General features: G+C 37.5%; 21 protein-coding genes. 16 read left to right on the forward strand and 5 right to left on the reverse strand.

Translation table 11 applies throughout. The features are described 5' to 3' along the window. Positions 1 to 397 precede the first annotated feature (397 nt). The 6 genes from LQ201_RS06390 (at position 398) to LQ201_RS06415 (ending at position 9,526) form a co-directional block, all read left to right on the forward strand. On the forward strand, positions 398 to 1,480 hold the full coding sequence (locus LQ201_RS06390; RefSeq protein ID WP_230140265.1) for an efflux RND transporter periplasmic adaptor subunit: 1,083 nt from the start codon (positions 398 to 400) through the stop codon (positions 1,478 to 1,480). 24 nt (positions 1,481 to 1,504) lie between these two features. Continuing rightward, a complete protein-coding gene (locus tag LQ201_RS06395; protein ID WP_230140273.1) occupies positions 1,505 to 4,675 on the forward strand; it encodes an efflux RND transporter permease subunit in 3,171 nt (1,056 codons plus the stop codon). Next, entirely contained in the window at positions 4,668 to 6,101 is a 1,434-nt protein-coding gene (locus tag LQ201_RS06400; RefSeq protein WP_230140282.1) for a TolC family protein, read from the forward strand. The genes LQ201_RS06395 and LQ201_RS06400 overlap by 8 nt, the downstream gene beginning before the upstream one ends. A 349-nt stretch (positions 6,102 to 6,450) precedes the next feature. Next, complete coding sequence (locus LQ201_RS06405) at positions 6,451 to 7,281, forward strand: aldo/keto reductase (protein WP_230140290.1); 831 nt, start codon at positions 6,451 to 6,453, stop codon at positions 7,279 to 7,281. A gap of 559 nt (positions 7,282 to 7,840) precedes the next feature. Then, complete coding sequence (locus LQ201_RS06410) at positions 7,841 to 8,302, forward strand: VOC family protein (RefSeq protein ID WP_230140292.1); 462 nt, start codon at positions 7,841 to 7,843, stop codon at positions 8,300 to 8,302. A 66-nt stretch (positions 8,303 to 8,368) separates the two neighbouring features. Next, complete coding sequence (locus LQ201_RS06415) at positions 8,369 to 9,526, forward strand: serine hydrolase (RefSeq protein ID WP_230140294.1); 1,158 nt, start codon at positions 8,369 to 8,371, stop codon at positions 9,524 to 9,526. A 9-nt stretch (positions 9,527 to 9,535) separates the two neighbouring features. Here the strand turns inward: LQ201_RS06415 and LQ201_RS06420 are convergent, their stop codons facing one another. Next, positions 9,536 to 9,760, reverse strand: a complete 225-nt coding sequence (locus LQ201_RS06420) for a DUF3606 domain-containing protein (RefSeq protein ID WP_029280094.1) — start codon at positions 9,758 to 9,760, stop codon at positions 9,536 to 9,538. Positions 9,761 to 10,058: 298 nt separating this feature from the next. Between LQ201_RS06420 and LQ201_RS06425 the strand changes: the two genes are divergently transcribed. The 5 genes from LQ201_RS06425 (at position 10,059) to LQ201_RS06445 (ending at position 15,030) form a co-directional block, all read left to right on the forward strand. Then, the gene (locus LQ201_RS06425) at positions 10,059 to 11,267 is read left to right on the forward strand and encodes a glycosyltransferase family 87 protein (RefSeq protein WP_230140296.1); all 1,209 of its coding nucleotides are present in this window, start codon (positions 10,059 to 10,061) and stop codon (positions 11,265 to 11,267) included. Between the two features lie 107 nt (positions 11,268 to 11,374). Beyond that, positions 11,375 to 11,548 (forward strand): DUF3606 domain-containing protein, encoded by a 174-nt coding sequence (locus tag LQ201_RS06430; protein WP_215127755.1) that lies wholly within the window; start codon positions 11,375 to 11,377, stop codon positions 11,546 to 11,548. 10 nt (positions 11,549 to 11,558) lie between these two features. Further along, entirely contained in the window at positions 11,559 to 14,255 is a 2,697-nt protein-coding gene (gene ligD / locus LQ201_RS06435; protein WP_230140299.1) for a DNA ligase D, read from the forward strand. A 48-nt stretch (positions 14,256 to 14,303) separates the two neighbouring features. Continuing rightward, positions 14,304 to 14,600, forward strand: a complete 297-nt coding sequence (locus tag LQ201_RS06440; protein ID WP_230140301.1) for a Dabb family protein — start codon at positions 14,304 to 14,306, stop codon at positions 14,598 to 14,600. A 232-nt stretch (positions 14,601 to 14,832) separates the two neighbouring features. Further along, complete coding sequence (locus tag LQ201_RS06445) at positions 14,833 to 15,030, forward strand: hypothetical protein (protein ID WP_230140303.1); 198 nt, start codon at positions 14,833 to 14,835, stop codon at positions 15,028 to 15,030. A gap of 198 nt (positions 15,031 to 15,228) precedes the next feature. On the opposite strand, the gene LQ201_RS06450 is transcribed toward LQ201_RS06445, so the two are convergent. Beyond that, positions 15,229 to 17,631, reverse strand: coding sequence for a TonB-dependent receptor (locus LQ201_RS06450; protein WP_230140304.1), 2,403 nt, complete (start codon positions 17,629 to 17,631; stop codon positions 15,229 to 15,231). Between the two features lie 160 nt (positions 17,632 to 17,791). On the opposite strand from LQ201_RS06450, the gene LQ201_RS06455 reads away from it, so the two are divergent. Both LQ201_RS06455 and LQ201_RS06460 read left to right on the forward strand, forming a co-directional pair. Next, complete coding sequence (locus tag LQ201_RS06455; RefSeq protein WP_230146613.1) at positions 17,792 to 18,958, forward strand: DUF3095 family protein; 1,167 nt, start codon at positions 17,792 to 17,794, stop codon at positions 18,956 to 18,958. A gap of 111 nt (positions 18,959 to 19,069) precedes the next feature. Next, positions 19,070 to 20,215, forward strand: coding sequence for a HAMP domain-containing sensor histidine kinase (locus LQ201_RS06460; RefSeq protein ID WP_230140308.1), 1,146 nt, complete (start codon positions 19,070 to 19,072; stop codon positions 20,213 to 20,215). Between the two features lie 231 nt (positions 20,216 to 20,446). On the opposite strand, the gene mgrA is transcribed toward LQ201_RS06460, so the two are convergent. Next, the gene (gene mgrA / locus LQ201_RS06465; RefSeq protein ID WP_230140310.1) at positions 20,447 to 21,436 is read right to left on the reverse strand and encodes an L-glyceraldehyde 3-phosphate reductase; all 990 of its coding nucleotides are present in this window, start codon (positions 21,434 to 21,436) and stop codon (positions 20,447 to 20,449) included. A gap of 407 nt (positions 21,437 to 21,843) precedes the next feature. On the opposite strand from mgrA, the gene LQ201_RS06470 reads away from it, so the two are divergent. Beyond that, entirely contained in the window at positions 21,844 to 23,016 is a 1,173-nt protein-coding gene (locus tag LQ201_RS06470) for an aldose epimerase family protein (RefSeq protein WP_230140312.1), read from the forward strand. A 66-nt stretch (positions 23,017 to 23,082) separates the two neighbouring features. Here LQ201_RS06470 and LQ201_RS06475 read toward each other — a convergent pair whose 3' ends face one another. Then, positions 23,083 to 23,778 (reverse strand): HAD family phosphatase, encoded by a 696-nt coding sequence (locus LQ201_RS06475; RefSeq protein WP_230140321.1) that lies wholly within the window; start codon positions 23,776 to 23,778, stop codon positions 23,083 to 23,085. Between the two features lie 191 nt (positions 23,779 to 23,969). Between LQ201_RS06475 and LQ201_RS06480 the strand changes: the two genes are divergently transcribed. Further along, a complete protein-coding gene (locus tag LQ201_RS06480; RefSeq protein WP_230140323.1) occupies positions 23,970 to 24,578 on the forward strand; it encodes a Crp/Fnr family transcriptional regulator in 609 nt (202 codons plus the stop codon). Here LQ201_RS06480 and LQ201_RS06485 read toward each other — a convergent pair. After that, positions 24,575 to 25,213: a phosphatase PAP2 family protein gene (locus LQ201_RS06485; RefSeq protein WP_230140324.1), complete on the reverse strand. Its 639-nt coding sequence runs from the start codon at positions 25,211 to 25,213 to the stop codon at positions 24,575 to 24,577. The two genes, LQ201_RS06480 and LQ201_RS06485, sit on opposite strands and share 4 nt — an antisense overlap. Positions 25,214 to 25,343: 130 nt before the next feature. Between LQ201_RS06485 and LQ201_RS06490 the strand changes: the two genes are divergently transcribed. Further along, complete coding sequence (locus LQ201_RS06490) at positions 25,344 to 26,387, forward strand: hypothetical protein (RefSeq protein WP_230140332.1); 1,044 nt, start codon at positions 25,344 to 25,346, stop codon at positions 26,385 to 26,387. The last annotated feature ends 3 nt before the right edge of the window (positions 26,388 to 26,390 follow it).

Genomic DNA, 26,390 nt, shown 5'->3' on the forward strand with positions numbered 1-26,390 from the left:
GTCAATAAATCCTATTTATACATCATTCTGAAAATAACTGTCAAATGCCTAGAGTGGAGTTTTTGTGTAAGAAATCGTCGTTTCTTCATCTAATTCTAGCTGTTAACTGGTAATTCGTTCAAAAAGCGAGACTAAATGATCTGTTTATTGTGAAAAATCATCTTTTGCTTCACTAAAACACAATTTCTCAATCCAAACCTGAAGTTCAACTTCATTATAACTTCATAAATCTGTATTTATTTCGCTTTCGAATTAAATCATTGCGTAACCATAATTTATTGAAGTCAATTAAGTATCTGCACATCAGTTGTAGACTGCTTCTTATCATAAATTGGTTGCCAAGGGAGACTAATTAGAGAAAAAAATAAATCAGATTAAAACCATTTAACAAAAAAAAATGAAAAGAGTTGTCATGTGCTTAGGCTTATGTACTTTGCTTTACGTAACGGGTTGTACCTCGAAAAAAGAAGAAAAAGAAGAAGTAACTACTTATGCGGTAACCACACCGTTAAGAATGGATACTTCCTTTACCAAGGAATATGTTTCGCAGATTAAATCTGTGAGGAATATCGAAGTTAGGGCACAGGAAAAAGGTTATCTCCAAAATATTTATGTAGATGAAGGTCAGCGTGTAAAAGCTGGTCAGCTGTTGTTTAAGATTATGCCTAAAGCAGCACAATCTGAGTTGTTAAAAGCACAAGCCGAAACTAAATCTGCAGAAATTGAGCTTGAAAACACCAGATTACTTTCTGATAAAAACATCGTTTCTAAAAATGAGCTGGCCATGGCTAAAGCTAAACTGCAATCAGCAAATGCCGAAACCTCATTGGCCAAATTCCATTTATCCAATACCGAAATCAGGGCACCATTTGATGGTACCATCGATCGTATTCCATTAAAACTGGGTAGTTTGGTTGATGAAGGTGCTTTATTAACCAGTCTTTCAGATAATAGTCAGGTTTTTGCGTATTTCAATGTGTCTGAACCTGAATACCTGAACTATCAGCGTGCAGCAAAGGTAAAAGGCCAGCAAGAAGTTAGCCTGTTATTGGCAAATAATGAGTTATTGAAATCGAAAGGTAAGGTTGAAGTGATCGAGAGCGAATTTGATAATGAGACAGGAAACATCGCTTTTAGAGCCAGGTTTAACAATTCTGATAACTTACTGAGAAACGGAGAAACAGGCAAAATCCAGATGGTTGTTCCTTTAAAAAATGCCTTAGTAATCCCACAGAAAGCCACTTATGATATTCAGGATAAAACTTATGTTTTTGTAATCGATAAAAATAATAAAGTACATTCCAGAGCCATCACCATTGCAGGCGAGGTGCCAGATTTGTACATCATTGGCGATGGCATTACCACGGGTGATAAAATATTGCTTGAAGGCGTGCAGAAAGTAAAAGATGATGATAAAATTACCTTCAAATTCCAACAGCCTCAGGAAGTGATGAAACAATTAAGATTGAAAACTGAATAATCTACCACCCTCCATACTTATTTTATGTTTAGTAAATTCATACAAAGGCCAGTCCTTTCTATAGTAATATCGCTTATCATTGTGTTTCTTGGGGTGTTGGCCATCAGCTACCTGCCCGTTACACAATTCCCCTCTATTTCACCGCCTAAAGTTAATATTACGGCCGAGTATCCAGGGGCAAATAATGAGTTATTGATCAAATCGGTAGTTATTCCGCTCGAACGTGCCCTTAACGGTGTACCGGGTATGAAATATATTGCCTCTGATGCCGGTAATGATGGTGAAGCTTCCATTCAGGTCGTATTTAATTTAGGTACCGATCCCAACCAGGCTTCGCTTAACGTACAGAACCGGGTAGCTGCTGTTACCAATAAACTTCCTCCTTTAGTGGTTCGTGAGGGGGTTAAAATCACCCGTGAAGAGTCTAACATGTTGATGTACATCAACTTGTATAGTAAAGATCCTAAGATGAACCAGAATTTTCTGTACAATTATGCCGATATCAACTTGCTTTCAGAGTTGAAAAGGGTTGATGGTGTAGGTTTTGCCGATATTTTGGGCGATAGGGATTATGCCATGCGGATCTGGCTTAAACCCGACCGTATGCAGGCTTATAAAATCTCAGTAGATGAGGTGATGAAAGCACTTGATGAGCAAAGTTTAGAAGCCTCTCCAGGTAAAACCGGCGAGAGTTCTGGTAAACGTTCTCAGGCCTTTGAGTATGTGTTAAAATATTCCGGACGCTTTAGTACGAAAGAAGGATACGAAAATGTAGTATTAAGAGCAAGTGCTAATGGAGAATTACTTCGTTTAAAAGATGTTGCCGATGTAGATTTTAGTGCTTCAGCTTACAATTTATACTCTACGTTAAACGGAAAGGCTTCTGCAGCTATCGTATTGAAACAATCTTACGGAAGTAATGCCAGTCAGGTAATTAAAGATGTAAAAGCGAAAATGGCCGAGATCAAATCGAGCTCATTTCCTAAAGGTTTAGATTATGAAGTAAGTTACGACGTTTCTAAATTCCTCGATGCTTCTATTGAAAAAGTAATCCACACCCTTGTCGAAGCCTTTATCTTGGTAGGTCTAGTGGTATTTCTGTTCCTTGGCGATTGGCGTTCAACCCTCATTCCGGCAATTGCTGTACCCGTATCCTTAATCGGAACCTTTGTGTTTATGCAGTTTTTCGGTATTACGCTCAATCTGATCACCTTGTTCGCCTTGGTGTTGGCCATTGGGGTAGTAGTAGATGATGCCATTGTGGTAATTGAAGCGGTACACGCCAAAATGGAACACGATCGGAAACTTTCGGTACTGAAGGCTACCCAGCAGGCCATGAAAGAAATTGGCGGTGCAATTATCGCCATTACCTTTTTAATGGCATCGGTATTTATTCCGGTAGCTTTTATGTCGGGACCAGTAGGTATTTTCTACCGTCAGTTCTCGATCACCATGGCAACGGCGATTATCCTTTCGGGTATTGTGGCCTTAACACTTACGCCAGCTTTGTGTGCCATTATGTTGAAAAATAACCATGGATCGAAGAAAAGGAAAACTATTATTGATCGCTTCTTAGATGGTTTCAACAATGGTTTTGCCAAACTTTCGGGTAAATATGAACTGGTGCTAACCAAGGTAGTAAGCCGCAGGATATTAACTTTTGGTATTCTGGCAGCCTTTTGTTTAGGGGTTTGGGGATTAAGTGGAAGTGTGCCATCAGGTTTTATTCCGAACGAAGATCAGGGAATGGTTTATGCCATTATCCAAACGCCTCCGGGATCTACCTTGGAGCGTACTGATCAGATTGCGGAGAAACTGCAAAAAATGTGCGAAGATATTGATGGTGTAAAGTCGGTTTCATCTTTGGCAGGATATGAGATTCTTACTGAAGGTACAGGATCGAACTCAGGTACCTGTTTAATCAACCTGAAAGACTGGAGCGAACGTAAACATTCGGCAGTAGAGATTATTAAAGAGCTTGAAGAGAAATCGAAATCTATTCCAGGTGCAACCATCGAATTTTTCCAGCCACCAGCGGTTCCGGGTTATGGTGCTGCGGGAGGTTTTGAGCTTCGTTTACTGGATAAAGCAGGTAGTGGCGATTACAAAAAAATGGAAACCGTGGCCAACGATTTTGTGAAAGAGCTGAACAGACGTAAAGAGCTATCATCAGTATTTACTTTTTACAGTGCGAGTTTCCCTCAGTACATGTTAGATGTTGACAATGATATTGCGCAACAAAAAGGCGTGAGTATTGATAATGCGATGAATACACTGTCGACTTTTGTGGGGAGTAATTACGAAACCAGTTTTATTAAATACGACCACCAATATAAAGTAATTGTACAGGCATTGCCTCAGTACAGGGCTTTGCCAGAAGATATTTTAAAACTGTCTGTTAAAAACGACCGCGATGAAATGGTGCCTTTCTCGGCTTTTATTAAAATGCGGAAAGTGTATGGCTTATCGGAAATTACCAGACACAATATGTATAATGCTTCGGAGATCAGCGGACAATCTGCTCCGGGTTATAGTTCTGGTGAAGCCATCAAGGCCATTACCGAAGTGGCCAAGAAATCACTTCCAAGGGGATTTGGTATCGATTGGGCAGGTATATCTAAAGATGAAGTATCGAGGGGTAATGAAGCCATTTATATCTTCCTGATCTGTTTGGGCTTCGTTTATCTGGTTCTGGCAGCACAATACGAAAGTTTTATTTTGCCACTTTCGGTTATCCTTTCTTTACCAGCGGGTATTTTTGGCGCTTTCCTGTTCTTAAAATTATTAGGATTGGAAAACAACATTTATGCACAGGTTGCGATGGTGATGCTGATTGGTTTACTTGGTAAGAACGCAGTATTGATTGTTGAATTCGCTGCACAGCGGCATGCCCAGGGTGCAACGGTATTAAAAGCGGCAATGGAAGGTGCAAGTGTACGTTTCCGTCCGATTTTAATGACCTCTTTTGCCTTTATTGCAGGTTTAATTCCATTGATGATTGCATCAGGGCCTGGAAAAATCGGTAATAGAACCATTGGTTCTGCTGCTGCTGGGGGTATGCTTTTCGGTACCATTTTCGGGGTGGTTATTATCCCGGGATTATATTATGTGTTTGGAACAATAGCAGCCAGACATAAGCTGATTAAAATTGAAGAAGAACATCCATTAACTGAAGAAGTAGAAGATAATGTTTAAGAATAATATTTATAAAGGCCTTGGCTTAGTGCTGATATGTGCCACATATACAGCATGTAAATTGCCAGAAGTGGCCCAACGCGCCGAAAATAAAAGTGTTCCTGCAGCCTTTAGTAGTGCACAGGATACCGTAAGTACGGCCAGTATACAATGGCGGAAGTTTTTTACCGATCCAAATCTGGTAAACCTGATCGATACCGCATTAAAAAATAACCAGGAGTTGAATATTACGCTTCAGGATATCGAGATTGCGAAAAACGAAATCAAAGCTAAAAAGGGGGAACTTTTACCAAGTGTAACCTATGGCGTTGGTGCAGGTTTTGATAAAGTTGGTCGCTACACCAGTTCGGGTGCTGGCGATGCTTCTACAGAAATTACACCAGGTAAAGAAGTACCTGAAATATTGCCCGATTATCGTTTCGGTTTGCAGGCCAACTGGGAAGCCGATATCTGGCACAAATTGCGAAATGCGAAGAAAGGAGCCATAAGTCATTATTTAGCAACGGTAGAAGGCAAAAATTTCGTAGTCACCAATTTAATAGCTGAGGTTGCAAATTCATATTACGAACTGCTGGCTGCTGATAATCAGTTAGAGACAGTGAAAAAAAACATTGAGCTGCAGAAAAATGCTTTAGAACTGATGAAAATCCAGAAACAGGCCAGTAGGGTTAACGAACTTGCAGTGCGTAAATTTGAGGCTGAGGTCTTAAGCTCTAAGAGTCTGGAATTTGATATTCAGCAAAATATTACCGAAACGGAGAATAAAATCAATTTCTTGCTAGGCCGTTTTCCTCAGCCAATTATAAGGGATAAATCGAGTTTTACCGATCTGGTACCACCAACAGTACAGACAGGTTTACCTTCACAATTGCTGGCCAACCGCCCCGATATTAAACAAGCTGAGTTAGAACTCGCTGCTGCTAAGCTGGATGTTAAAGTGGCTAAGGCACAGTTTTATCCATCATTGGGTATTTCTGCGGCCATCGGTTACCAGGCTTTTAATCCATCTTATTTATTGAGAACGCCAGAATCATTGATCTACTCGTTAGCAGGAGATCTAGCCGGACCGCTCATTAACCGCAATGCCATTAAGGCCGAATATTTAACCGCAAACGCAAAACAATTGCAGGCCGTGTTTGAGTACGAAAAAGCGATTCTGAACGGTTATATTGAAGTAGCCAACCAGATGTCGAAAATCAGCAACCTGCAAAAAAGCTACGATTTGAAATCGAAACAGGTAACAGCACTTACACAATCAATCGATATTTCTAACGATTTGTTTAAATCGGCAAGGGCGGATTATTTTGAGGTATTGATGACCCAACGTGATGCTTTGCAGTCAAAATTAGAATTGATCGAAACCAAAAAACAGCAGTTAAATGCGGTGGTCGATATCTATCACGCCTTAGGTGGGGGATGGAATTAGGTAAATAGCTATAATTCTCATATTCATATTATCCTTATAAATCTATTTAGGCTGTTCCAAAAACCGGGGCAGCCTTTTTCTTTATTTGTCATTCTGAGCGCAGCGAAGAATCTTTATAGCTGCTAACGCTCGTTTCTAACGAGTGTTGAATAATCAATCGTTTACAACGATAAAATCATTTAGTTATTTATGCACTCATCTGGAAACGAGCGCAGACTAATTTATGCCAAACTGGAGCAGCCTTTTTTCGCTTTATTCATTTCTTTATCATAAAAATTAGTTTAAAAACAAAGCCACTCACTTAGGGTTATCTTTATCGTATAGAAATTATTATCATATCTAAAAGCACATGGGAAATACAACATTTAAATTAGGCGAATTAGAAATTAACCGTTTAGGTTATGGTGCAATGCAGCTAACAGGCAACGGTGTTTTTGGCGAAGTGGATGATCGCGAAAATGCAATAAAAGTTTTGCAGGAAGCCGTAACAAATGGCGTTAATTTTATTGATACCGCAGAAGCTTACGGACCAAAATTTAACGAATCTTTAATCGCTGATGCACTACATCCTTACAAACAGGATCTCCTTATTGCTACCAAAGGTGGTTTTGACCGACCAGGCCCCAACAATTGGGTTCCGAATGGTAATCCTGAAAAAATCAGGCAAGATATTGAAGGAAGTTTACAGCGTTTAAAAGTTGAATCGATTGATTTATGGCAACTGCATCGTATCGATCCTAAAGTTAATGTAGCCGATACCCTTGCACCAGTTATAGAAGCGGTAAAAGAGGGGAAAATAAAATATGTTGGTCTGTCTGAAGTAACCATCGATCAGATCAAACAGGTACAGGATATTCTGCCAATTGTATCGGTTCAGAATTTATACAACTTGGCCAACAGACAATGGGAAAATGTACTTGATTTTACTGCCGAACAAGGTTTAGCTTTTATTCCCTGGTTCCCACTGGCTTCTGGCCCCGCAAAATTAGAAGATAAAATTAAAGTAATAGCCGAAAAATATCAGGCCACTACAGCACAGATTGCACTGGCCTGGTTATTAAAAAGATCTTCAAACATCCTGCTAATACCCGGAACAAAATCTGTTGCGCATTTAAAAGAAAACTTAAAAGCTACAGAAATCGAATTAACTGATGCAGAATTTGAAAGTTTAGCGAAATAAGAACGGAAAATTCCCTGCGATCGTCATTTCGAGCGGAGTGCAACGCAGTTGAGAACCACGATTGCTCAGCGAAGCTACATCTGGCTAGATAGATCTCTCTCGAAAATTCGGGACTGTGCTCCAGTCGAGATGACGATTTTTCTGTTGAAGTTTTTCAATGTTAGCGCAGCAGAGAACCTGAAAACGCTGCGAGGCAAATTTTTAGCACAGAATACATTAACTCGTTTCGTCATCCTGAACTTGTTTCAGGATCTTTACTGGATAGAATGATCAAGTTCAAAGATCTTTCCTCCGAAGGAATTCCTTTGGAACATTCCGCATCCCTCCAGGAGATGAGGATCTCGCTTTGGGCTTTTACGCGCTTTGTCATGCTGAGCGGAGTCGAAGCATCTTCAAACAAAAAATGTCTACTAAGGTATATTATCTGTGTTTATCCTTTTATCTGTGGTTGATAAATCTGCTCAAGAAATACCCGCTCTGTTTTGCTGCCTTAAGCGGAGTCGAAGAATGTATTAAAAAATTTATTAAAATTATTCCTTTATAAGTTTGATATTTAAACATGAAAAAAATCTTCCTGTTTACCACTATTTTATTTTCTATCATTTTTCAAAAAGCCATGGCGCAAAATAAACCCGAAAATGTACCTGCTGTTTTAAATCATATCGCTGTTTATGTAGCTGATCTAAGCGTAGCAACAACTTTTTACGAAAGTGTGTTTAACCTTAAAATCATTCCGGAGCCTTTTAAAGATAACCGCCATACCTGGTTTACTTTAGGGCCAGCCGGACAGTTGCATTTAATCCAGGGAGCAAAAGGAAATGAGGTTTTTGATAAAAACGGGCATTTGTGTTTCAGTGTTCAATCAGTTGATGAATTTGTAAAGAAGCTGAATGCTAAAAATATCAGTTTCGAGGATTGGCCTGGAAAGAAAGGCGGAATTACCTTGCGCGTAGATGGTGTAAAACAAATTTATTTCAAAGATCCTGATGGACATTGGTTAGAAGTAAACGATGCTAAGTAAATTTTTCACTACGTGCAGATTTTGTTCTGCACCATCCCTTATATTTAGGTTTTACCTGCTAACCCTATGAAACTAAAATTCCTGAAGTATTTTTGTATTACCTTTTTAATAATCGGTGTAGTTGAGCAATTAAAAGCTCAAAATGCTAACGCCGAAGCACAATTTAAAGCTGTAATGGAGAAATATAATGCAGTTGGTGCTGCTGTGGCTGTGGTAAAAGAAGGTAAGATTGTTTATACTCACTCTTTTGGACTAAAAGATTTAGAAAATAAAAAGCCTTTAACTGATCAGGATATTTTCAGAATTGCATCTATTTCGAAGTCTTTTTCGGCAACATCCATTATGCAACTGGTAGAGGCCGGTAAAATTTCCTTAGATGATGATTTTGGCGATCTGGTGGGTTTTAAAATCAGGAATCCAAAATTTCCTGATCAGAGAATTACCTTAAAAATGGCTTTATCACATACTTCAAGTTTAAACGATTCTCAGGGGTATCTTAATCTGGATGTAATCAATCCGGATAAAAACCCAAACTGGGCCAAATGTTATAATGAATACGCCCCAGGAAGCAAATTCGATTATTGCAATCTTAATTTTAACCTGATCGGTACCATCATCGAGAAAAAATCAGGTGAGCGTTTCGATAATTATGTAAAAAATCATGTGTTGAAACCCTTAGGACTTTATGCAGGTTATTGTATCGACTCTTTAGATAGCACGCGTTTTGTTAATTTATACGAATATCATGCCGATACGAAGACTTATACACCGTCTCCAACAGCATATGCGCCACGAAGAACAGAAATTGCAAATTACATAATGGGTTATAGTACGCCTGTTTTTTCGCCGACAGGTGGGATGAAAATTTCGGCTACTGATTTAGCTAAATATATGATTATGCACATGAATTATGGCACATCAAATGGTGTTAAGATAATCACTAAAAAGAGCGCGAAAAAGATGCAGACTGCCTTGACCGATGATGAAGGGTATGGCTTGGCCATCAGGACTGCAGATCAGCTTATCCCGGGTGTAAAACTGAAAGGACATACCGGTTCAGCTTATGGTTTATTCAGTACCATGTTTTTTAGTCCGAAAGATAAATTTGGCTTCGTTATCATTACGAATGGTATAAACGCTACCTATACTGATGGCTTCCCTGATTTCAGTAGGGCAGCCATCAACAGCTTGTATCAGGCATTTATTAAATCAAACCTAAATTAATCTTTAAACCTATGAAGGATTAAGAAAGCGTTTATAAGCATTACCAGATTTAATTTTTTCCATTGTCAAATATTCTTTTACAATCGAAAATTCCATACTCTGGATGGCTTTAACCACCGATTTTAGTTTTTCACCTGTAACACCTAATCTGGCTGCCCAGTAATTACGATCTTGCTCATCCGCAATCTCAATAAACTCTTTCCGGGCATTCATCGAATTAATTTGATATTCCATCTTTTTACTGGTTTTTGGTTAGTTAATATGTAATATAAACACCGATAATTCTGATTTGGTTTTGGAGTTTTGCCAATAGATATTCAAATATAGCTACACAAAGGCTTTTTTGTTAATGATTACAAGGCGAAAGCCATTAGTTGCCCTAAACCGATTACGAAACTGGTCTTAAAAATCGATTTAGGTCTATTCTTTTATGGATGTTATTTTAGCTCAAAAAAGAGTAACATTTTCCTTACAAAACATTAGGAATTCTCAGTTAGCATTTTTATTATTGTATTGTAATGTAATTTTTACAATGCCAAATCATTTTCCAACCAACGCTACAAGTTTATCCCATTGCCCAAAATATTATCAGAACAATCGTTTTGTATTATTTCTTTGGGTATTAATTACACTCATTTTTGTAATCGACTCTTGGGCAACGCACAGGTATAATAACTACCTCATTTTTGAGAATACCTTCAGAAATCTTCTTCAACAAAAATCTCTTTATGCATGGTACCCGGCTTATCACGAAGATGCCAATCATTACGGTCCCATTTTTAGTGTTTTAATAGCTCCGTTTGCCTTAATGCATAATTGGATCGGCTTATTGTTTTGGAACCTGTTTAACTGTTTCCTGCTTTTTAAAGCTATTCAAACTTTACCTTTAAGTGAGGATAAAAAGGTGATTATCGGTTATATTGCCATTCCCTGTTTAATCGAATCGATGCTTAACCAGCAGTTTAATGCCGGTGCCGGCGCCTTAATGATATTGAGTTATACGCAAATAAATAAAGGTGGAGGGATATGGTCTGCGCTGTGTATTGTGCTGGGTACATTTATTAAGCTTTATGGTATTGTGGGATTAGTATTTTTCTTTTTTGCTAAGAAAAAACCAGTTTTTGTGTTGTGGTTAATCATGTGGTCTATCGTGATATTCTTATTGCCAATGCTGTTCGCCTCTCCTGATTTTGTTGCGCAAAGTTATATCGATTGGAAAAACTCACTGATCGGGAAAAATATGATTAATGTTTCGGGTGGAGAAGATATTTCGATTATGGGTTTCTTTAGGCAACTATTTAATATTCCTAAAGTATCAAACCTTTTTTTTCTTACACTTGGCACCCTATTGTTTATGTTGCCTTTTCTGTATATTACTTATTTTTCGAAAAGTAAATTCCAGCTCATGATCCTATCTTCAGTATTGTTGTTTCCTGTGCTGTTTAGTACTGGAGCAGAAGATTGTACGTTTATCATTTCAATAACTGGTGTTGGCATTTGGTATGTAAACGAAAATAATAAAGTGCTAAAAAATGTATTGTTGCCAATTTTACTTTTTATCACCTGCAATTTCCCTTTGCTGCTTTTTCCAACTTTTGCAAAAGCGCATCATTTATCATTATCCATCATTAGTTTTCCTTATTTTTTGGTGTGGTTGAGGGTTATCAATATGGCTATAAAGGATAAACTCGTCCATGAAGAAGAAACAGAACCAGAGATGGTAACAGCACTAGTCGATTAACTTTTAAATTTTATTTTTTTAAGGTTTTAATGTCCGTTTGTAAAAATGGCTGTTAAAACCTTTTTTATTATTCGGCTGTTTTATAGCTGTCTAATCAAAAAATAGTTATGGATGATAAACAAAAAAACGGTAGTGCTGATCGGGCTAGGATCAACATTAACGAAGGTTATGAACTAGATTATTGGTCTAACAAATTCGGAGTAAGCAAAGATAAGCTGAAAGCCGTAGTACAAACAGTTGGTACCTCTGCCCGCGCAGTTGAAGATTATTTAAAAAAGTAAAATAGTTATTATGAGTCTGAAAAAGTATGTTGCCAAGCGCGATTTCTCAAAAACCACCGAACCAAAGTCGGGTAAAAGCAGCGATAGGAACAAATTACATTTTGTAATCCAAAAACATGATGCTTCGCGTTTGCACTACGATTTCAGGCTCGAAATGGAAGGCGTTCTAAAAAGCTGGGCAGTACCGAAAGGGCCTTCAACCGATCCTAAGATCAAACGTTTGGCCATGATGGTAGAAGATCATCCATACGATTACAAAGATTTTGAAGGCATTATTCCGCAGGGCGAATATGGTGGCGGAACCGTTATTGTATGGGATGAAGGAACTTACGAGCCGATAGAACCGATTAAAGGCAAAAAAGCGCAGGAAAAACATCTGCTAGGTCAGTTAAAAGATGGTTCTTTAAAAATTAAACTAAACGGAGAAAAGCTTCGTGGAGAGTTTGCCCTTGTTAAAACGCATGGCATGGGCGAAAACGGTTGGCTGTTGATCAAACACAAAGACGATTACGCTTCTACAAAAGACATTACTAAGGAAGATAAATCTGTGCTTTCCGGAAAAACAATCGAAAAGATGGAAAAAACATCCGGTAAGGTCTGGAAAGAAGGAAAGGAGCAGGATTTAAAGACTGAAAAAAAAAGCCCCAAGCAAAAAGAAAAGAAAGAAACCACGCCCGTGGGTGATGACTTAGCGGTAGATGTAAAAAGCATATTAAAGAAAGCACCCAAAACAGCCATTCCGAAAGGGGTGAAACCTATGCTGGCTACCTTGGTTGACGAACCTTTCGACGATCCTGATTGGCAATATGAGGTGAAATGGGATGGTTACCGTGCCCTGGCTTTTGTTAATAAAGGAAAGGTTGATTTGCTTTCCAGAAATAACAAATCCTTTAACGAAAAATTTTATCCCATTTACGATCTGCTTTTGACCTGGAAAGTGAATGCGGTATTTGATGGTGAGATCTTGGTGCTCAATAACAAGGGTGTATCCAATTTTGGTTCCCTGCAGAATTGGAGAAGTGAAGCAGATGGAGAACTTGTTTTTTATGTGTTCGATATCCTCTGGTATGAGGGTAAGAACCTGATGGAGCTATCGCTTTACCAGCGACAAGCAATATTAAATGAAGTGATGCCAACTGATGATGACCGTGTGCGCCTTGGTAAGGTTTTTAAAGCCAGTGGTGTCGATTTTTTCGATGCGGCGAAGAAAATGGGTTTAGAAGGCATTATCGCTAAAAAAACAGATAGTACTTATGCAACAGACAGAAGATCAAAAGAGTGGCTGAAAATTAAGGTGCAGAAACGGCAAGAAGTGATCATCGCGGGTTTTACCAAAAATGCCGATACTTCTAAATCTTTTAGTTCTTTACTGTTGGGTGTTTATGAAAAAGGAAAATTGCAATATGTAGGCAAGGTTGGAACAGGGTTTTCGGATAAATTGCAGAAAACAATGATGGAGCAGTTTAAACCAATTATTATCGATAAAAGCCCTTTTGAAAATATACCTGATGTAAATAAGCCCTCACGCTTCAGGCCAAACCCGCCAAAAGCAAAAGCAACCTGGTTAAAGCCAGAACTGGTATGTGAGGTCGCTTTTACAGAAGTAACTGATGATGGTGTTTTTCGCCACCCGTCTTTTCAGGGTATGCGTGAAGATAAAAAAGCCAAAGAAGTGGTAAGAGAAATAGAAGTACCAACAGAAAAAATTGTTGATGAAACGAATGAAGAAAACCCACACGCACAGGCAATAAAAGCACCAAAAGGTAAAATGCCTAAAACTTTGTTAAACCCGAAAGATGAAACACAGGTAAGGAAAATTAAAGGTCACGAGCTTAAATTTACCAATCTGAGTAAAATTTATTGGCCCGAAGATAAAGTAAGCAAAAGAGATATGTTTAACTACTATTATCAGGTTGCTGAATACATTTTGCCTTACCTGAAAGACCGCCCACAATCGCTTAACCGCTTTCCGGGTGGAATACACGGCCCGAGTTTCTACCAAAAAGATGTTAAAGGGAAAGCACCAGACTGGGCCGAAACTTTTCCTTATGAAACTAGTGAAGGCGAAAAAAAGGAGTACCTCGTTGGAACAGATGAAGCTTCATTACTCTGGATGGCGAGTTTAGGCTGCATAGAAATGAATCCTTGGTTTAGCCGGGTGCAAAGCCCTGATAATCCCGATTACTGTGTAATTGATTTAGATCCAGATAAACATACCTTTGATCAGGTAGTTGAAGCAGCGCTGGAAACAAAAAAAGTATTGGATGCCATAAATGTACCCAGTTATTGTAAAACATCAGGTTCAACCGGCATGCATATTTACATTCCTTTAAATGCCAAATATAGTTATGAGCAAAGCCAGATGTTTGCCAAAATAGTGGTGAACCTCGTGCATGACCAGATACCAGAATATACGTCGCTCGAGCGCATGATAGCAGCCCGAAAAGGAAAAATGTACCTTGATTTTTTACAGAATAGACCAGGGGCAACCATAGCCGGGCCTTATTCTTTACGGCCAAAAATTGGTGCAACGGTATCAATGCCATTGCATTGGGACGAGGTCAGACCAGGTTTAAAAATGAAAGATTTTAATATTTTTAATACCATCGATCGTTTGAAAGTGGAAGGAGATCTGTTTAAAGGCGTACTGGGAAAAGGAATCGATTTAGTTAAGGCTATTGAGAAAGCTAAAAGTGTTTTTGGATAAAGCTTACGATCTTTTACTGCTTTCGTTATATTTGGAAAAAAATAAAAAATGATCGCACACCACGTTTTATTCTGGCTAAAAGCCGATACCACCGATGAGCAGAAAGTTGCTTTCCGCAATGGCTTACAAACATTAGAAAATATTGAAGTTGTTAAAACTTTTCACATTGGCGTACCAGCACCAATTGAGCGTGCTGTTGTAGATACTACTTACACATTTAGCCTCGTGCTGTTATTTGAAGATTTAGCTGCGCATGATGTTTATCAGGTTCATCCATTGCATAAAGCTTTTCTGGATGAATTCAGGGTTTACTTCGAAAAGGTTGTAATTTACGACGCAGCATAAAAGAAATACCTCCGACAAAAATCGGGGGTATTTTTTTGCTGTTTATTTAATAAATCGGGGTATGAATTTTTTGCCAAAATAAATGAAGCCTTGTACATGAAACGGATTTATGACATTATGTGTTGCTTATTAACGCTACAAATCTGTATGTTTGATGCTTATTGAAAAGTAATTTATGGAACTACAAAACCAAAGCGTTTTTGATTACGTAAATACTTCAAACTGCAATCTTATGGAAAAAACAGCTACATTAATTAAAAGAGGATCCCTCAACGTAAATCAGTTGGATAGCATTAAAATTGGTGATTTATTATCTGATGAATATGGTAAATCGGGTAAAGTGTATGAAATCGAAAAAGTAAACCGCCATGGTGAATTTCATTATTACTTTAAATTATTTAAATCAGGTACCATCCTAATTATTCTTTAATTTCTTTCTTGGCTTGACCAATTGATGTGTTGTTTATAAAGATATATCTTGTAAACATTTGCTTTGCATTGCCCATCAGTCACTTGGTTTTGGCGTAAAATACCAACGATGAACGATGTACAAACATTGCCTACTTTATAAAAACAAAAAGCTCCAGATCTGCTGATCTGGAGCTTTTTGTTTAGTCTATTCGTATAATTAGAATTTATAAGATAATGTGGTTACAAATTGGCGTGGAGCAATAGGGTTTACGCTGTAGTTTTCGTGAACGAAATAATTCAGCTCATTGGTAAGGTTCGAAACTTTAGCAAGAAGTGAGAATTTTTTCCAGTTGTATCCGGCAGAAAAATCTAAAGTAGTGAATGCACTTAGTGGAATCAGCCTCAAAGTTGGTGCATTTTTAGCATCGTTCCAGCCTCCATTGCGCTTGCCTGTATAAAATGCGGAGGCACCCAATTTTAAACCTTTTATTGCACCATCCTGGAAAGTGTAAAATAAAGTGGCGTTTGCCGTATTTTTGGTAGTACCTACTAAACGAACATCCTCAATCATGCCAGTAACATCAGCTGTATTGGTATAGCGCATAAAATTATAGCTATAGCCCATTAAAAAGTTAAGCCCTCTAGCAAGATTTCCGTTAATGTCAAGTTCTAACCCATCACTAGTAGTCTGCCCGTTTAGTTGTTTAAACACAGTGCTAGTGGTTCCATCTGGAAGTATAGCTGCCTGCGAAATATTGTCGTTGATGATTTTATAATAAGTTAAATTCGCTGATAACTTACCTCCGAAGAAATCGTTTTTAACACCCGCTTCATATTGGTTTACGGTTGATGGCGGAAGCGCATTACTGTTAATATCCACACCAGTATTAGGAATAAAGTTATTTGCATAACTTACATACATAGACATGGTTTTAAGGGGTTGATATATTAAGCCCAATTTAGGAGAAAAAGCATCATCAAACTTTGTTGCACCCGGCGCTGTTACGCCACTTTCTATGTTTAAAGCTCTTGAACTTGCATTTTTCTGATCTGTATAACGTAAACCTGCCAATACTTTAAATTGGTCAGTTACTCCGATTAAATCCTGAATAAAAGCACCATATCTATAAATTGGGGCAAGTGTTCTTGTTATCGCAAATGCTTCAGGCATTAATCCAGAACCGTAATAAGTAGATTCATCGAAAACATTAACATTTCCATAATTAAAAGTAGTAATGTAAGCACCTTTAGCATCTTTTCCATAAGCGAATGCATTGCTGGTTACTCTCGATTGATCTGCATCTACGCCAAACAAAACAGTATGTTTAATGCTTCCTGTACTAAAACTTCCATTAATATTAATTTGTTGGTTATAAGTATATTCTTTACTTAGTGCTCTCGAAAGATTTCTTGCAGAAATACCAGCTGTATTTGCTTGGATCCGATCCGATCCATAGTAATTACGATTGTAAGCCTGGAAAGATCCAATTGCATTTAATTTCCAGTTCTCGTTAAATTTATGCGTTAAATTGGCTTGGGCGGTACTGGTATTCGTTTTATTGTAAGCCCAAGGGGTATTGATGAATTTATCGCGACCGAAATCTACAATCTGACTATTCACTGATCCTACACCAAAGTCTGGAGTAAAATCACTTTTCAAATAATCTCCCTGCACCAAAACTTCTGTCTGCTCACTTATCTTATATAATAACGATGGGTTGATGTAAAAACGTTTTGATTTTACATAGTCTCTAAAACTCCCAGCATTTTCATAAGTACTAATTGCCCTAAAAGCAAGTTTTTTTGATATCGGTCCATAAAGATCAACCATAGGTTTATACTGATCGTAACTACCGGTTCTCATGCTTACCTCACCACCATTTTCAAATTTAGGTTTTTTCGTAACCATATTCACAACAGCTCCTCCGGTTACACCACCATAAAGTAAAGCAGCACTTCCTTTTAAAACCTCTACCGATTCTAATGTACTCGCCTCAGGACTGCCACCAATAGTTGTTCTTGCGCCATTTTTAAAAATGTTATTACTGCCCAGGCTATACCCCCTTGCAAAGAAATTTTCACCAACAGCGCCACGATTAGCCCCTAAAGCGACACCATTAATGTTTTTCATTACATCACCCAAGCTATTTACCTGTTGATCAGCGATTATTTGTCTTCCAATAACCTGCACAGCCTGTGGAAGATCCATTGGGGAAATAGCAATTTTACCTAAATTAGCTGGTTTTCTATTTGGCGTTTTGTAACCGTTAATGGCTACTTCATCCAATTGAGATGAAGATTCTGCAATGGTGAAATCAGCATTTACAGTTTGACCATCCGCTACAGTAATTGATTTTTCCTGAGCAGAAACACCAATAGCTGATGTTTTGATCGTATAGGTGCCGGGTATTACATTTTTAATCGTGAAATTACCTTTCTCATCAGTTTGGGTAGTTTTACCCGTATTTTTTAAACCAACACTTACATAACTGGCAGGATTGCCATCGCTCGTTTTAATTGTACCCGAAACAGATCCATTTTTACTTTGTGCCATGGTATTTCCTGCCAAAAACAGAAAAAAAGCTATAAAATTTAAAAGAAAAGTAAAATTTTTATTCATCTTTATTTAGATTAATTCTTAGTTGGCGCAAAGGAAGCACTTTTGCAGCGGAATTGCAAAATTATTTTTATTTGTTCTAAATAAGATTAGTTTTTGATTTGCTTTTTTTGAAGTACATAGCTTTTTTGAATGCGTATATTAGGATATGCCAAATCAAATTATGCAAAATAGCGAAGACCATTTCTATTCCAATTTGCCCATTCATAAAATACCATTGTATCAATTGTTGATTCAAAATCTACTATTTGAAAAAGTGGTTGCTAGCTGGTGTGTAATCATCACTGATATTAAGCGTTCAACCGCTGCTGTAAATTCGGGCCTGCATGAAAATGTTAACCTTATTGCTACTGGAAGTATCGTTGCGGTACTCAATATTGCATTTAAAGCAAACATTTCGGTTCCATTTTTCTTCGGTGGCGATGGGGCTTCTTTTATTGTTCCGCCTAGTATTGTAGATGATGTGATGAAAGCGCTGTTGAAATACAAAGATAACACCTTACGGAATTTTAACCTTGATTTAAGGACTGGGATTATGACTGTTGAAGAAATTTACAAACAAGGGCGTACGCTTAACATTTGTAGATTTAGTAGTGCTGAAACATTTTCTATCCCCATTGTTTTAGGCGATGGCCTGGCTTATGCTGAGCAAATTATCAAGGGAGAGAATTACCTGTTAACGGGCCATGATACTGCAAGTAATGAAATCGATTTAAGTGGTATGCAATGCCGCTGGGATAAGATAGAACCACCCGAAAACAGTGATGAGGTGGTTACATTAATCATTATAGCTTCAGAAATAACGCAACAGGCAGCCGTATTCAGCAAAGTGATCCATCATCTTGATCAAATTTACGGAACATCCGAAAAGCGCCAGCCGATTTCAGTTTCTAAGCTGATTTTTAAAACAAGCTTCAACAGTCTGGGGAAAGAAATGAAACACCGAATTGGAAAAATTAAACTTTTTGAACTGATTAAATCGTGGCTCATCAATATTTATGGCCATATCTATTTCCGAACGGAGCGTGGTAAAAAATACCTGAAACAGCTTGTAGAAATGTCGGATACGCTGGTGATAGATGGTAGAATAAATACGGTAATTACCGGAACTGCACAGCAGCGATTAACATTGGAGAAAGCGCTTAATCAGCTCGAAAAAAATAATGAAATTTTATACGGCCTCTATGTTAGCGGCGAATCGATCATGTCTTGTTATGTTAGGGATCTGGAAGATGATCACATTCATTTTGTCGATGGAGCAGATGGGGGATATACTCAGGCTGCAGGAATACTTAAACAGAAAATAAGCGATAAATTAAATGCCAGATGATAAAAGGTTAATAATAACCAAACATTTGTAAAGGTCGACTTGTATCATACTTAGTATGATTTGATTTCACCATACATGTCAGCATCGTCGGGTTTTAATTTTTAATTATAAATGGAAAAATATTCAAGGGTTTTAAATAATAATCAACTTTTAGAGGTTCTTTCCTTATCAAAAGATGCAACAGCCATATACACATCTGAGCATATAATAATCGAAATGGCCAATGATGCCATGATTGCTTTTTGGGGAAAAGACCGCTCTATTATTGGTAAACCTTTAGAAGATGCTGTGCCAGAGTTAAAGGGCCAACCTTTTATCAATATGCTGAAAAATGTGTTGCTAACGGGTATTACAGATAAAGGAGATGCAATTCCGGCTGAAACCCTAAGGGAGGGCAGGTTACAAACAGCTTATTATGCTTACGAATACCGCGCCATTAAGGATGAAGCTGGGATGCCTTATTGTATTCTTCATACCGCAAGCGATGTGACTGATATGGTTAATGCGAAAAAAGCCATTAAAGAGACTGAACTGCAACGGGAAGCACTAGATCAGGAACAGATGCTAATCAGTATAAAGGAAGAGCGGCAAAAGAATGATTTCATCAGTATGGTAAGCCATGAGCTAAAAACGCCTTTAACCTCTATTAGTGCTTATGTTCAATTGATGCAGAGTAGGAGTTTAACAGATCTTTTTGTCGTAAATACTTTAGATAAAGTTCAAAAACAGATCCGGAAAATGAGTGCTATGATCACTTCTTTTTTAAATGTATCACGTTTAGAATCAGGAGAAATTCACTTGAGCCTATCTCATTTTGATCTTGATAAACTGATTTGTGATCTTGTAGAAGATCTCAGGTTAATTCATCCCACTAATCAGATTAATTTTGTAGAGGGGGAACCTAAATTAATATACGCTGACAAAGATAAAATTGGCTCTGTAATTTCAAATTTGATTAGCAACGCTGTAAAATATTCAGATCAGGGCAGTATTGTTTATGTTCAATCAGAAGCCTTGGGAAATGAAGTACATGTTTCGGTAACAGATAACGGCATTGGTATCGAGGCTCATGATTTGGAGAAACTTTTTGATCGGTTTTATCGCGTAGAAAACCAGCAAACTAAAACCATTTCAGGTTTTGGGATTGGTTTATACCTAAGTGCAGAGATTATAAACTTACATCAAGGGAAAATTTGGGCAGAAAGTAATTATGGCGCCGGCTCTACATTTCACTTTTCGCTGCCTGTAAAGCGCTAATTCAAATCAAAGCCCTAATCTTGTATGATTAAACTGCAGTTAAAGTTTTGAATTAGTTAAGAAAAAGTAAATGATTGGATGACAGCTTAAAATAAATCGTCATTTCGACTGAAGCAAAGCTCCGAAGTCAATTCGGAAGAGAAATCTTTGGATTATGTCTTTCGGGTTGCTCAAAGACTTCCCGTCGAAGGATTCCTTTGGAACACTGCGGCGGGAATGACGATCGTTTTTTTAACTTAAAATTTCATCAATCAGTTTTACTTCAGTATCACTAAAAATTATATTATCTAAAGCTTTAATTGAATCCGTAATTTGCTCTGGTTTACTGGCACCTATTAATACTGTGGTAATTCTCTCGTCTTTTAGTATCCACGATAAAGCCATGTGTGCTAATTTTTGACCACGCGATTTGGCAACATCATTTAGTTTGGCAATCACGGCTAATTTCTCGGGCGTAATATTGCTTTCTTTCAGGAAAATACCACTGGTGGCCACTCGCGAATCGGAAGGGATGCCGTGTAAATATTTATCGGTAAGTAAACCTTGTGCTAATGGCGAAAATGGGATACAACCTACACCATTTTGTTGCAAAACATCGAGTAAGCCATCTTCTACCCAACGTTCGAACATCGAATATTTAGGCTGGTGGATTAAACATGGCGTACCGTTATCTTTTAAAATTTTGATAGCTTTTGCAGCTTCTTCTGCCTTATAATTCGAAATACCAACATACAAAGCTTTTCCCTGTTGAACCAAGAGACTTAAGGCGCCCATGGTTTCTTCAAGTGGAGTTTCAGGATCTGGACGGTGGTGATAAAAAATATCGACATAATCCAGTTTCATGCGTTTTAAGCTCTGGTCTAAACTAGAAACCAGGTATTTTTTCGAACCCCAGTCGCCATAAGGACCATCCCACATGGTATATCCGGCTTTGCTAGAAATAATCATTTCATCACGATAGCCCCTAAAATCCTCATGAAGGATTTTTCCGAAAACTTCTTCAGCCGAGCCTGGAGGCGGACCATAATTATTTGCTAAATCGAAATGGGTAATCCCATTGTTAAAGGCGGTGTAGATTAGGTTTTTGCTGTTTTCAAAAACGTTTACATGCCCGAAATTATGCCATAAACCCAACGATATTGCAGGCAATTTTATGCCACTGTTTCCACAACGGCGATATAGCATTTTGTCGTAACGGTCTGTTGAAATGATTTGATTCATATTTGGGATTTGATTGCCGCAATAATAATCAGTTTTACTGGATTTTAATTGATATTAGGTGAATATTATCTTCAAATGAGTAAAAATGCTGAAAGTTCAATTTTGCTGGATAATAACCGTTGCTGAATTCATTCAAGATCTTGCATTTAGTTCATCTTTTAAAAAAGACCCTGAAATAAATCCGATAGTCATTGGCTCAGGAAGACGATAAAATAAATCAAAGATTTTCCAATCGTTCAACATTTTGTTATCACCATTTCTACAAATCGTATCATTGCTGATGTTTAATTAAATTATTATTTAATATATGCATTTTTGATTATTCTAAATCGTTTTATTTGTAATGTTAAGTCATATATTTATATTTAAAAACTTAATTAAAAATTCTAAACCAAGTATTCCAATTTATGAAATTACAATCATTAACGAGCCTCGGTATGCTGGCTGTAATCGGCTTTGCATCTTGCCAGTCCGGATCCAAAAAATCTTCATCAGCTGATCGTTTAAAAGACGATTCAATAGCTGTTGTAAAACTTGTCGCCGATTCTTTTAAAAAGGAAATTGATGGTAAACAAACAGCATTATACACCTTAAAGAATAAGAATAATGCGGAGGCTATTTTTACCAATTATGGTGGTCGCCTGGTGAGTTTACTGGTGCCAAATAAAGATGGTAAGTTAGTTGATGTGGTAGTAGGTTTTAAAAGTATTCATGATTACGAAAAATCAACCGAGCCCTATTTTGGTGCAACTATTGGCCGATATGGCAACCGCATAGCAAAGGGTAAATTTACGCTTGAAGGCAAAACCTATTCGCTATTTACCAATAACGGACAGAATACCCTTCATGGCGGAAAAAAAGGCTATCAATATGTTGTTTGGGATGCTTCTCAGCCAAGTGCCAATACCTTAGTGCTTCATTACTTATCAAAAGATGGCGATGAAAATTTTCCTGGCAATTTAGATGTTAAAGTAACTTATACTTTAACGGATGATAATGAACTGAAAATGGACTACGAGGCTAAAACCGATAAAACCACTATCGTAAATTTAACAAACCACGCATTCTTTAATTTAAATGGTGATGGAAGCGGTGAGATTTTGAACCACGAGGTACAGATTTATGCTGATGAGTACACGCCTGTTGATTCTACCTTGATCCCAACAGGAAAGATTGAAAAGGTTAAGGGAACACCGTTCGATTTTACGAAAGCAACTACCATTGGTGCGCGTATAAACGATAAAAACGAACAGTTAACCTTTGGGAAGGGTTATGATCATAACTACGTGCTGAATAAAACCAAAGCTATGGGCATGTTCCACGCGGCTACGGTTAAAGGAGATAAGTCGGGTATAGTGATGGATATTTATACGCAGGAGCCAGGTTTGCAATTTTATAGCGGCAACTTTATGCAAAGTAAAAATACTTTTAAAACTGGTGCTAAAGATGATTTTAGAACAGCAATTGCATTAGAAACACAGCATTTTCCAGATTCACCAAATCAACCCGCTTTTCCATCAACGGTTTTAAAGCCTGGGCAGGTGTATAAAACAAGCTCGGTATATAAATTTACCAAATAATTGTTTTCAAGATCTCCCAACAATGATAAAATTACAACGGCCTGTAGAAATGCAGGTCGTTGTAATTTAGAAAAGTTCTTGTAAAACCGGATCTGTATAATCTTCTATAAAAGCAATAATGTTGTTGTAAGCTGCAAATTCTTCTTTAGTATGCATGGTTGTTAATACAACACATCTCATCCCGGCATTCTCTGCTGCTTCAACACCTTTTGGTGCATCTTCAAAAACTATGCATTGGCTGGCTTCAACGCCTAAAATTTCTGCCCCTTTGGTAAAAGTTTCCGGATCGGGCTTGCTATTTACCACATCTTCGGCACTTACTATGGCTTTAAAATAAGAACGGATATTTAAATTATCGAGTACAAAATTAATGTTGAAGGGAATAGCAGCAGAGCCAATTGCCATTTGAATGCCTGATTGTTTCGCTTTTTCTAAAAAATCGCCTAAACCTGCTATTAACGTTAAATGTTTTTTATAAGCAGCTTGATATCTATGCTCTTTTTCAATTGAAATCTGATCAATCTGTTCCTGAGAGAAATGACCAATACCAAAAACACGTTCTAACAGATCTTGGTTTTTACCGTACATCTGTTTTTTAACCGCATCGAAGCTAATACTTGCGCCTAAATCTTTTGTAAGTATGTTATGCCAGGCATGATTGTGGAAAGCCATATCGTTAATCATGGTTCCATTAAGATCGAAAAGAAATGCTTTGGGGGTATTATTCGTCATGGTGGCAAAATTATCAGATTTTTTTATCATTAAGTTAAAATATAGTTATCAAAGCGAAAATTTAACGAATAATTTATTCCTCAAAGTGGTGCCAAAAATGGGTAACGCTAAAAATAAATTATCCACAACTGTAATTTTTTGGCTGTTGCACTCGTTTTCATATTTGGAAATCCGGCATTCAAGCAATAGCTTGCATCGTTTTAAAACCCCAGATAAATATTATGACTGCTGCCCATCATGAAAGTGATCCTCTTATTAAGTATTTAAATGAGCTGCAGCCATTAAAGAAAGAAATAATTGAGCAGATAAAAACCGAAACATTCAAAATCTTTGTGCGTAAGAATGAGGTTTTGCCTAACCATAGTGAGATCAGTGGCGATTGTCTATTTTTTATTATTAAAGGCTTAGTGCGGGCTTTTGTAATGGATGAAGGAAAAGATATTACCGCCTGGTTAACAGATGAAAACCACTTTATTGGTAGTATTCGGAATCCGGGAACGCTTATTCCAACTTATCAGGAACAATATCAGGCACTGGAAGATTCAGAACTGCTTATACTCCCATATCGTTTAATTGACGACATATACGCACAGTTTCCTGAAACCAATATTTTGGCTAGAAAATTATTGGCCATACATTATCATATGTCGCAAGAGCGATCTATTTTATCACGAATCCCCTCAGCAGAAATAAGGTACAAACAGTTTAAAATCGGGTATCCTACTATAAAGTCTAGGGTTCCTCTAAAATTTTTAGCCAGTTACCTGGGGATGCGAATCGAAACTTTAAGCAGGATTAGAAAGAAAGAAAAGACAGAAGAAAAGGGTTAATTTGCTTTCTTTTTGAAGTAAAAATAGCAAAGCGGAAAAAGGCAGATTAAGCCTAACAGAAAACCACCAACTGTATCGGTAAACCAATGTGCACCCAGATAAATTCTGGATGGTGCAATGGTGATCATCAAAAATGCTGATAAATAAGTCACTATATTTCTAGTTAACTTCGGTACCCCTTTTAAAGTATTCATCAAAATAATCAAGAAGCCAAAAAAGAGGGTATAAGAAAGTACATGACCACTGGGATAGCTCTGAAAGCGGTTTATTTCCACCAGCCGTACGTAAAATGCGGTAGGACGCGGGCGGTTAATCACATTTTTTATACCCAGAATAACTAATCCAGACAAGAGCACCGTAGAAACGAATAGGCCTTCGCGTTTATATTTTTGCTGGTAAAATATGATTGCTACCACTATTACCGAAAGTAATGAATAGGGGAGTTCTCCAAAAAAACTGATGGCCAACATCAATTTATCTAACCAATCTGCATGATATTGCTGAATGAACAACGAAGTTTTAATGTCAAAATCAAGTATGGGATGCTGTGCAATGAAAAAACTTAAACAGGTAAATGCAGCAATCAGTAAAATAAGGATAAAAATTAGCGTATTTCGTTTTAAAAGAGTAGACATAGGCAGATCGAAAAATCAAAACTATGGATTTTCTGTTAATAGATACAAAATTTTCAATCATTTTAAAGGTGAATCTCTGAAATGCCGAAATTGATAAAAAATATTATCTTTATGGTTTAACGTGATCTCAATGCAAGAAAACCAATCTACAGGGGGTGCTCCTGAAAGCCAATTTAATGAAAGTCTGTGTGTAAACTGCCAGCTAAATGTATATCAACCAGGCCATGCCATTAATCTATGTTCTGATTGCAGGCAAAGCTTAATTAAATTTCCCGTTCCCAGATGGATCAAATTTTTCGCCATTGGGATTATTGCCGTTATGGTAATTAGTTTGATAAGGACGAAACGCTACATTTCTGCAGCTATCCACCTGGGTAAGGCCGAAAATGCCATAGACCAAAAACATTTTGTAACTGCGCAGCAAGAACTGGCCCTGGTGTTAAATAAGTTTCCTGATGATATGGCTGCAAATGGATATATGATGATAGCAAGCGCTTATAATCTTGATTTTGAATCGTATGGTGCGGCATACTCGCGTATTGCTGATAAAAAAACAGATGATGAATCTTTATTGAGCAGGGTAGATGCGGCATCAGCATATATTGATCAGAATTTCCCTAAAGACACCTTAATGTATAAAAGGATAATAGCTGCTGCAAACAATAAAGAAAAATTATTGGCCTTAACAGATAGCACTCAAGAAATTGCTTTGAAAACCCATATTGCAAATTTCTTATACGAACTGAAAGATTATGAACGGGTAGAAAGCATCATAAATAAAGTGTTGGCAGTAGATTCGAATTTTTATCAGGCAGTAAGCTTAATGTCTGCAGTAAAAAGAAATACAGCTAAATATGATGATGCGCTTGCGTATTGCGATCGTTTATTAAGTTTAAACGCAGAAGATGTTTATGCTTTATCTCAGAAAGCAAGGATAGAACTAAAACGGAAACACGATAAAGATGCTGCTATTTATGCAGCAAAGGCAATGGAATTAAGCCCTGATAACAATAGTGCTATTGAAGCAAAAGCAATGGTAGAGCATTTTGCTGGTAAGAAGAAAGAAAGTTTAGCCAGTTTAGCTAAAATTAAAGCTCATGAAGCAGAATCAGGTGATAGCACGATCTCAAAACGGTTAACACTTATTATTAACGGTTCAGAAATTTATAGGTAATTA

Origin of the sequence: Pedobacter sp. Bi126 (assembly GCF_918698245.1) — a bacterium.
Lineage (GTDB): Bacteria > Bacteroidota > Bacteroidia > Sphingobacteriales > Sphingobacteriaceae > Pedobacter.

Bases quoted from the DNA above. Each gene is read 5' to 3' on its own strand.
- LQ201_RS06390 (WP_230140265.1), top strand. From the start codon at position 398: ATGAAAAGAGTTGTCATGTGCTTAGGCTTATGTACTTTGCTTTACGTA.
- LQ201_RS06395 (WP_230140273.1), top strand. From the start codon at position 1,505: ATGTTTAGTAAATTCATACAAAGGCCAGTCCTTTCTATAGTAATATCG.
- LQ201_RS06400 (WP_230140282.1), top strand. From the start codon at position 4,668: ATGTTTAAGAATAATATTTATAAAGGCCTTGGCTTAGTGCTGATATGT.
- LQ201_RS06405 (WP_230140290.1), top strand. From the start codon at position 6,451: ATGGGAAATACAACATTTAAATTAGGCGAATTAGAAATTAACCGTTTA.
- LQ201_RS06410 (WP_230140292.1), top strand. From the start codon at position 7,841: ATGAAAAAAATCTTCCTGTTTACCACTATTTTATTTTCTATCATTTTT.
- LQ201_RS06415 (WP_230140294.1), top strand. From the start codon at position 8,369: ATGAAACTAAAATTCCTGAAGTATTTTTGTATTACCTTTTTAATAATC.
- LQ201_RS06420 (WP_029280094.1), bottom strand. From the start codon at position 9,760: ATGGAATATCAAATTAATTCGATGAATGCCCGGAAAGAGTTTATTGAG.
- LQ201_RS06425 (WP_230140296.1), top strand. From the start codon at position 10,059: ATGCCAAATCATTTTCCAACCAACGCTACAAGTTTATCCCATTGCCCA.
- LQ201_RS06430 (WP_215127755.1), top strand. From the start codon at position 11,375: ATGGATGATAAACAAAAAAACGGTAGTGCTGATCGGGCTAGGATCAAC.
- ligD (WP_230140299.1), top strand. From the start codon at position 11,559: ATGAGTCTGAAAAAGTATGTTGCCAAGCGCGATTTCTCAAAAACCACC.
- LQ201_RS06440 (WP_230140301.1), top strand. From the start codon at position 14,304: ATGATCGCACACCACGTTTTATTCTGGCTAAAAGCCGATACCACCGAT.
- LQ201_RS06445 (WP_230140303.1), top strand. From the start codon at position 14,833: ATGGAAAAAACAGCTACATTAATTAAAAGAGGATCCCTCAACGTAAAT.
- LQ201_RS06450 (WP_230140304.1), bottom strand. From the start codon at position 17,631: ATGAATAAAAATTTTACTTTTCTTTTAAATTTTATAGCTTTTTTTCTG.
- LQ201_RS06455 (WP_230146613.1), top strand. From the start codon at position 17,792: ATGCAAAATAGCGAAGACCATTTCTATTCCAATTTGCCCATTCATAAA.
- LQ201_RS06460 (WP_230140308.1), top strand. From the start codon at position 19,070: ATGGAAAAATATTCAAGGGTTTTAAATAATAATCAACTTTTAGAGGTT.
- mgrA (WP_230140310.1), bottom strand. From the start codon at position 21,436: ATGAATCAAATCATTTCAACAGACCGTTACGACAAAATGCTATATCGC.
- LQ201_RS06470 (WP_230140312.1), top strand. From the start codon at position 21,844: ATGAAATTACAATCATTAACGAGCCTCGGTATGCTGGCTGTAATCGGC.
- LQ201_RS06475 (WP_230140321.1), bottom strand. From the start codon at position 23,778: ATGATAAAAAAATCTGATAATTTTGCCACCATGACGAATAATACCCCC.
- LQ201_RS06480 (WP_230140323.1), top strand. From the start codon at position 23,970: ATGACTGCTGCCCATCATGAAAGTGATCCTCTTATTAAGTATTTAAAT.
- LQ201_RS06485 (WP_230140324.1), bottom strand. From the start codon at position 25,213: ATGTCTACTCTTTTAAAACGAAATACGCTAATTTTTATCCTTATTTTA.
- LQ201_RS06490 (WP_230140332.1), top strand. From the start codon at position 25,344: ATGCAAGAAAACCAATCTACAGGGGGTGCTCCTGAAAGCCAATTTAAT.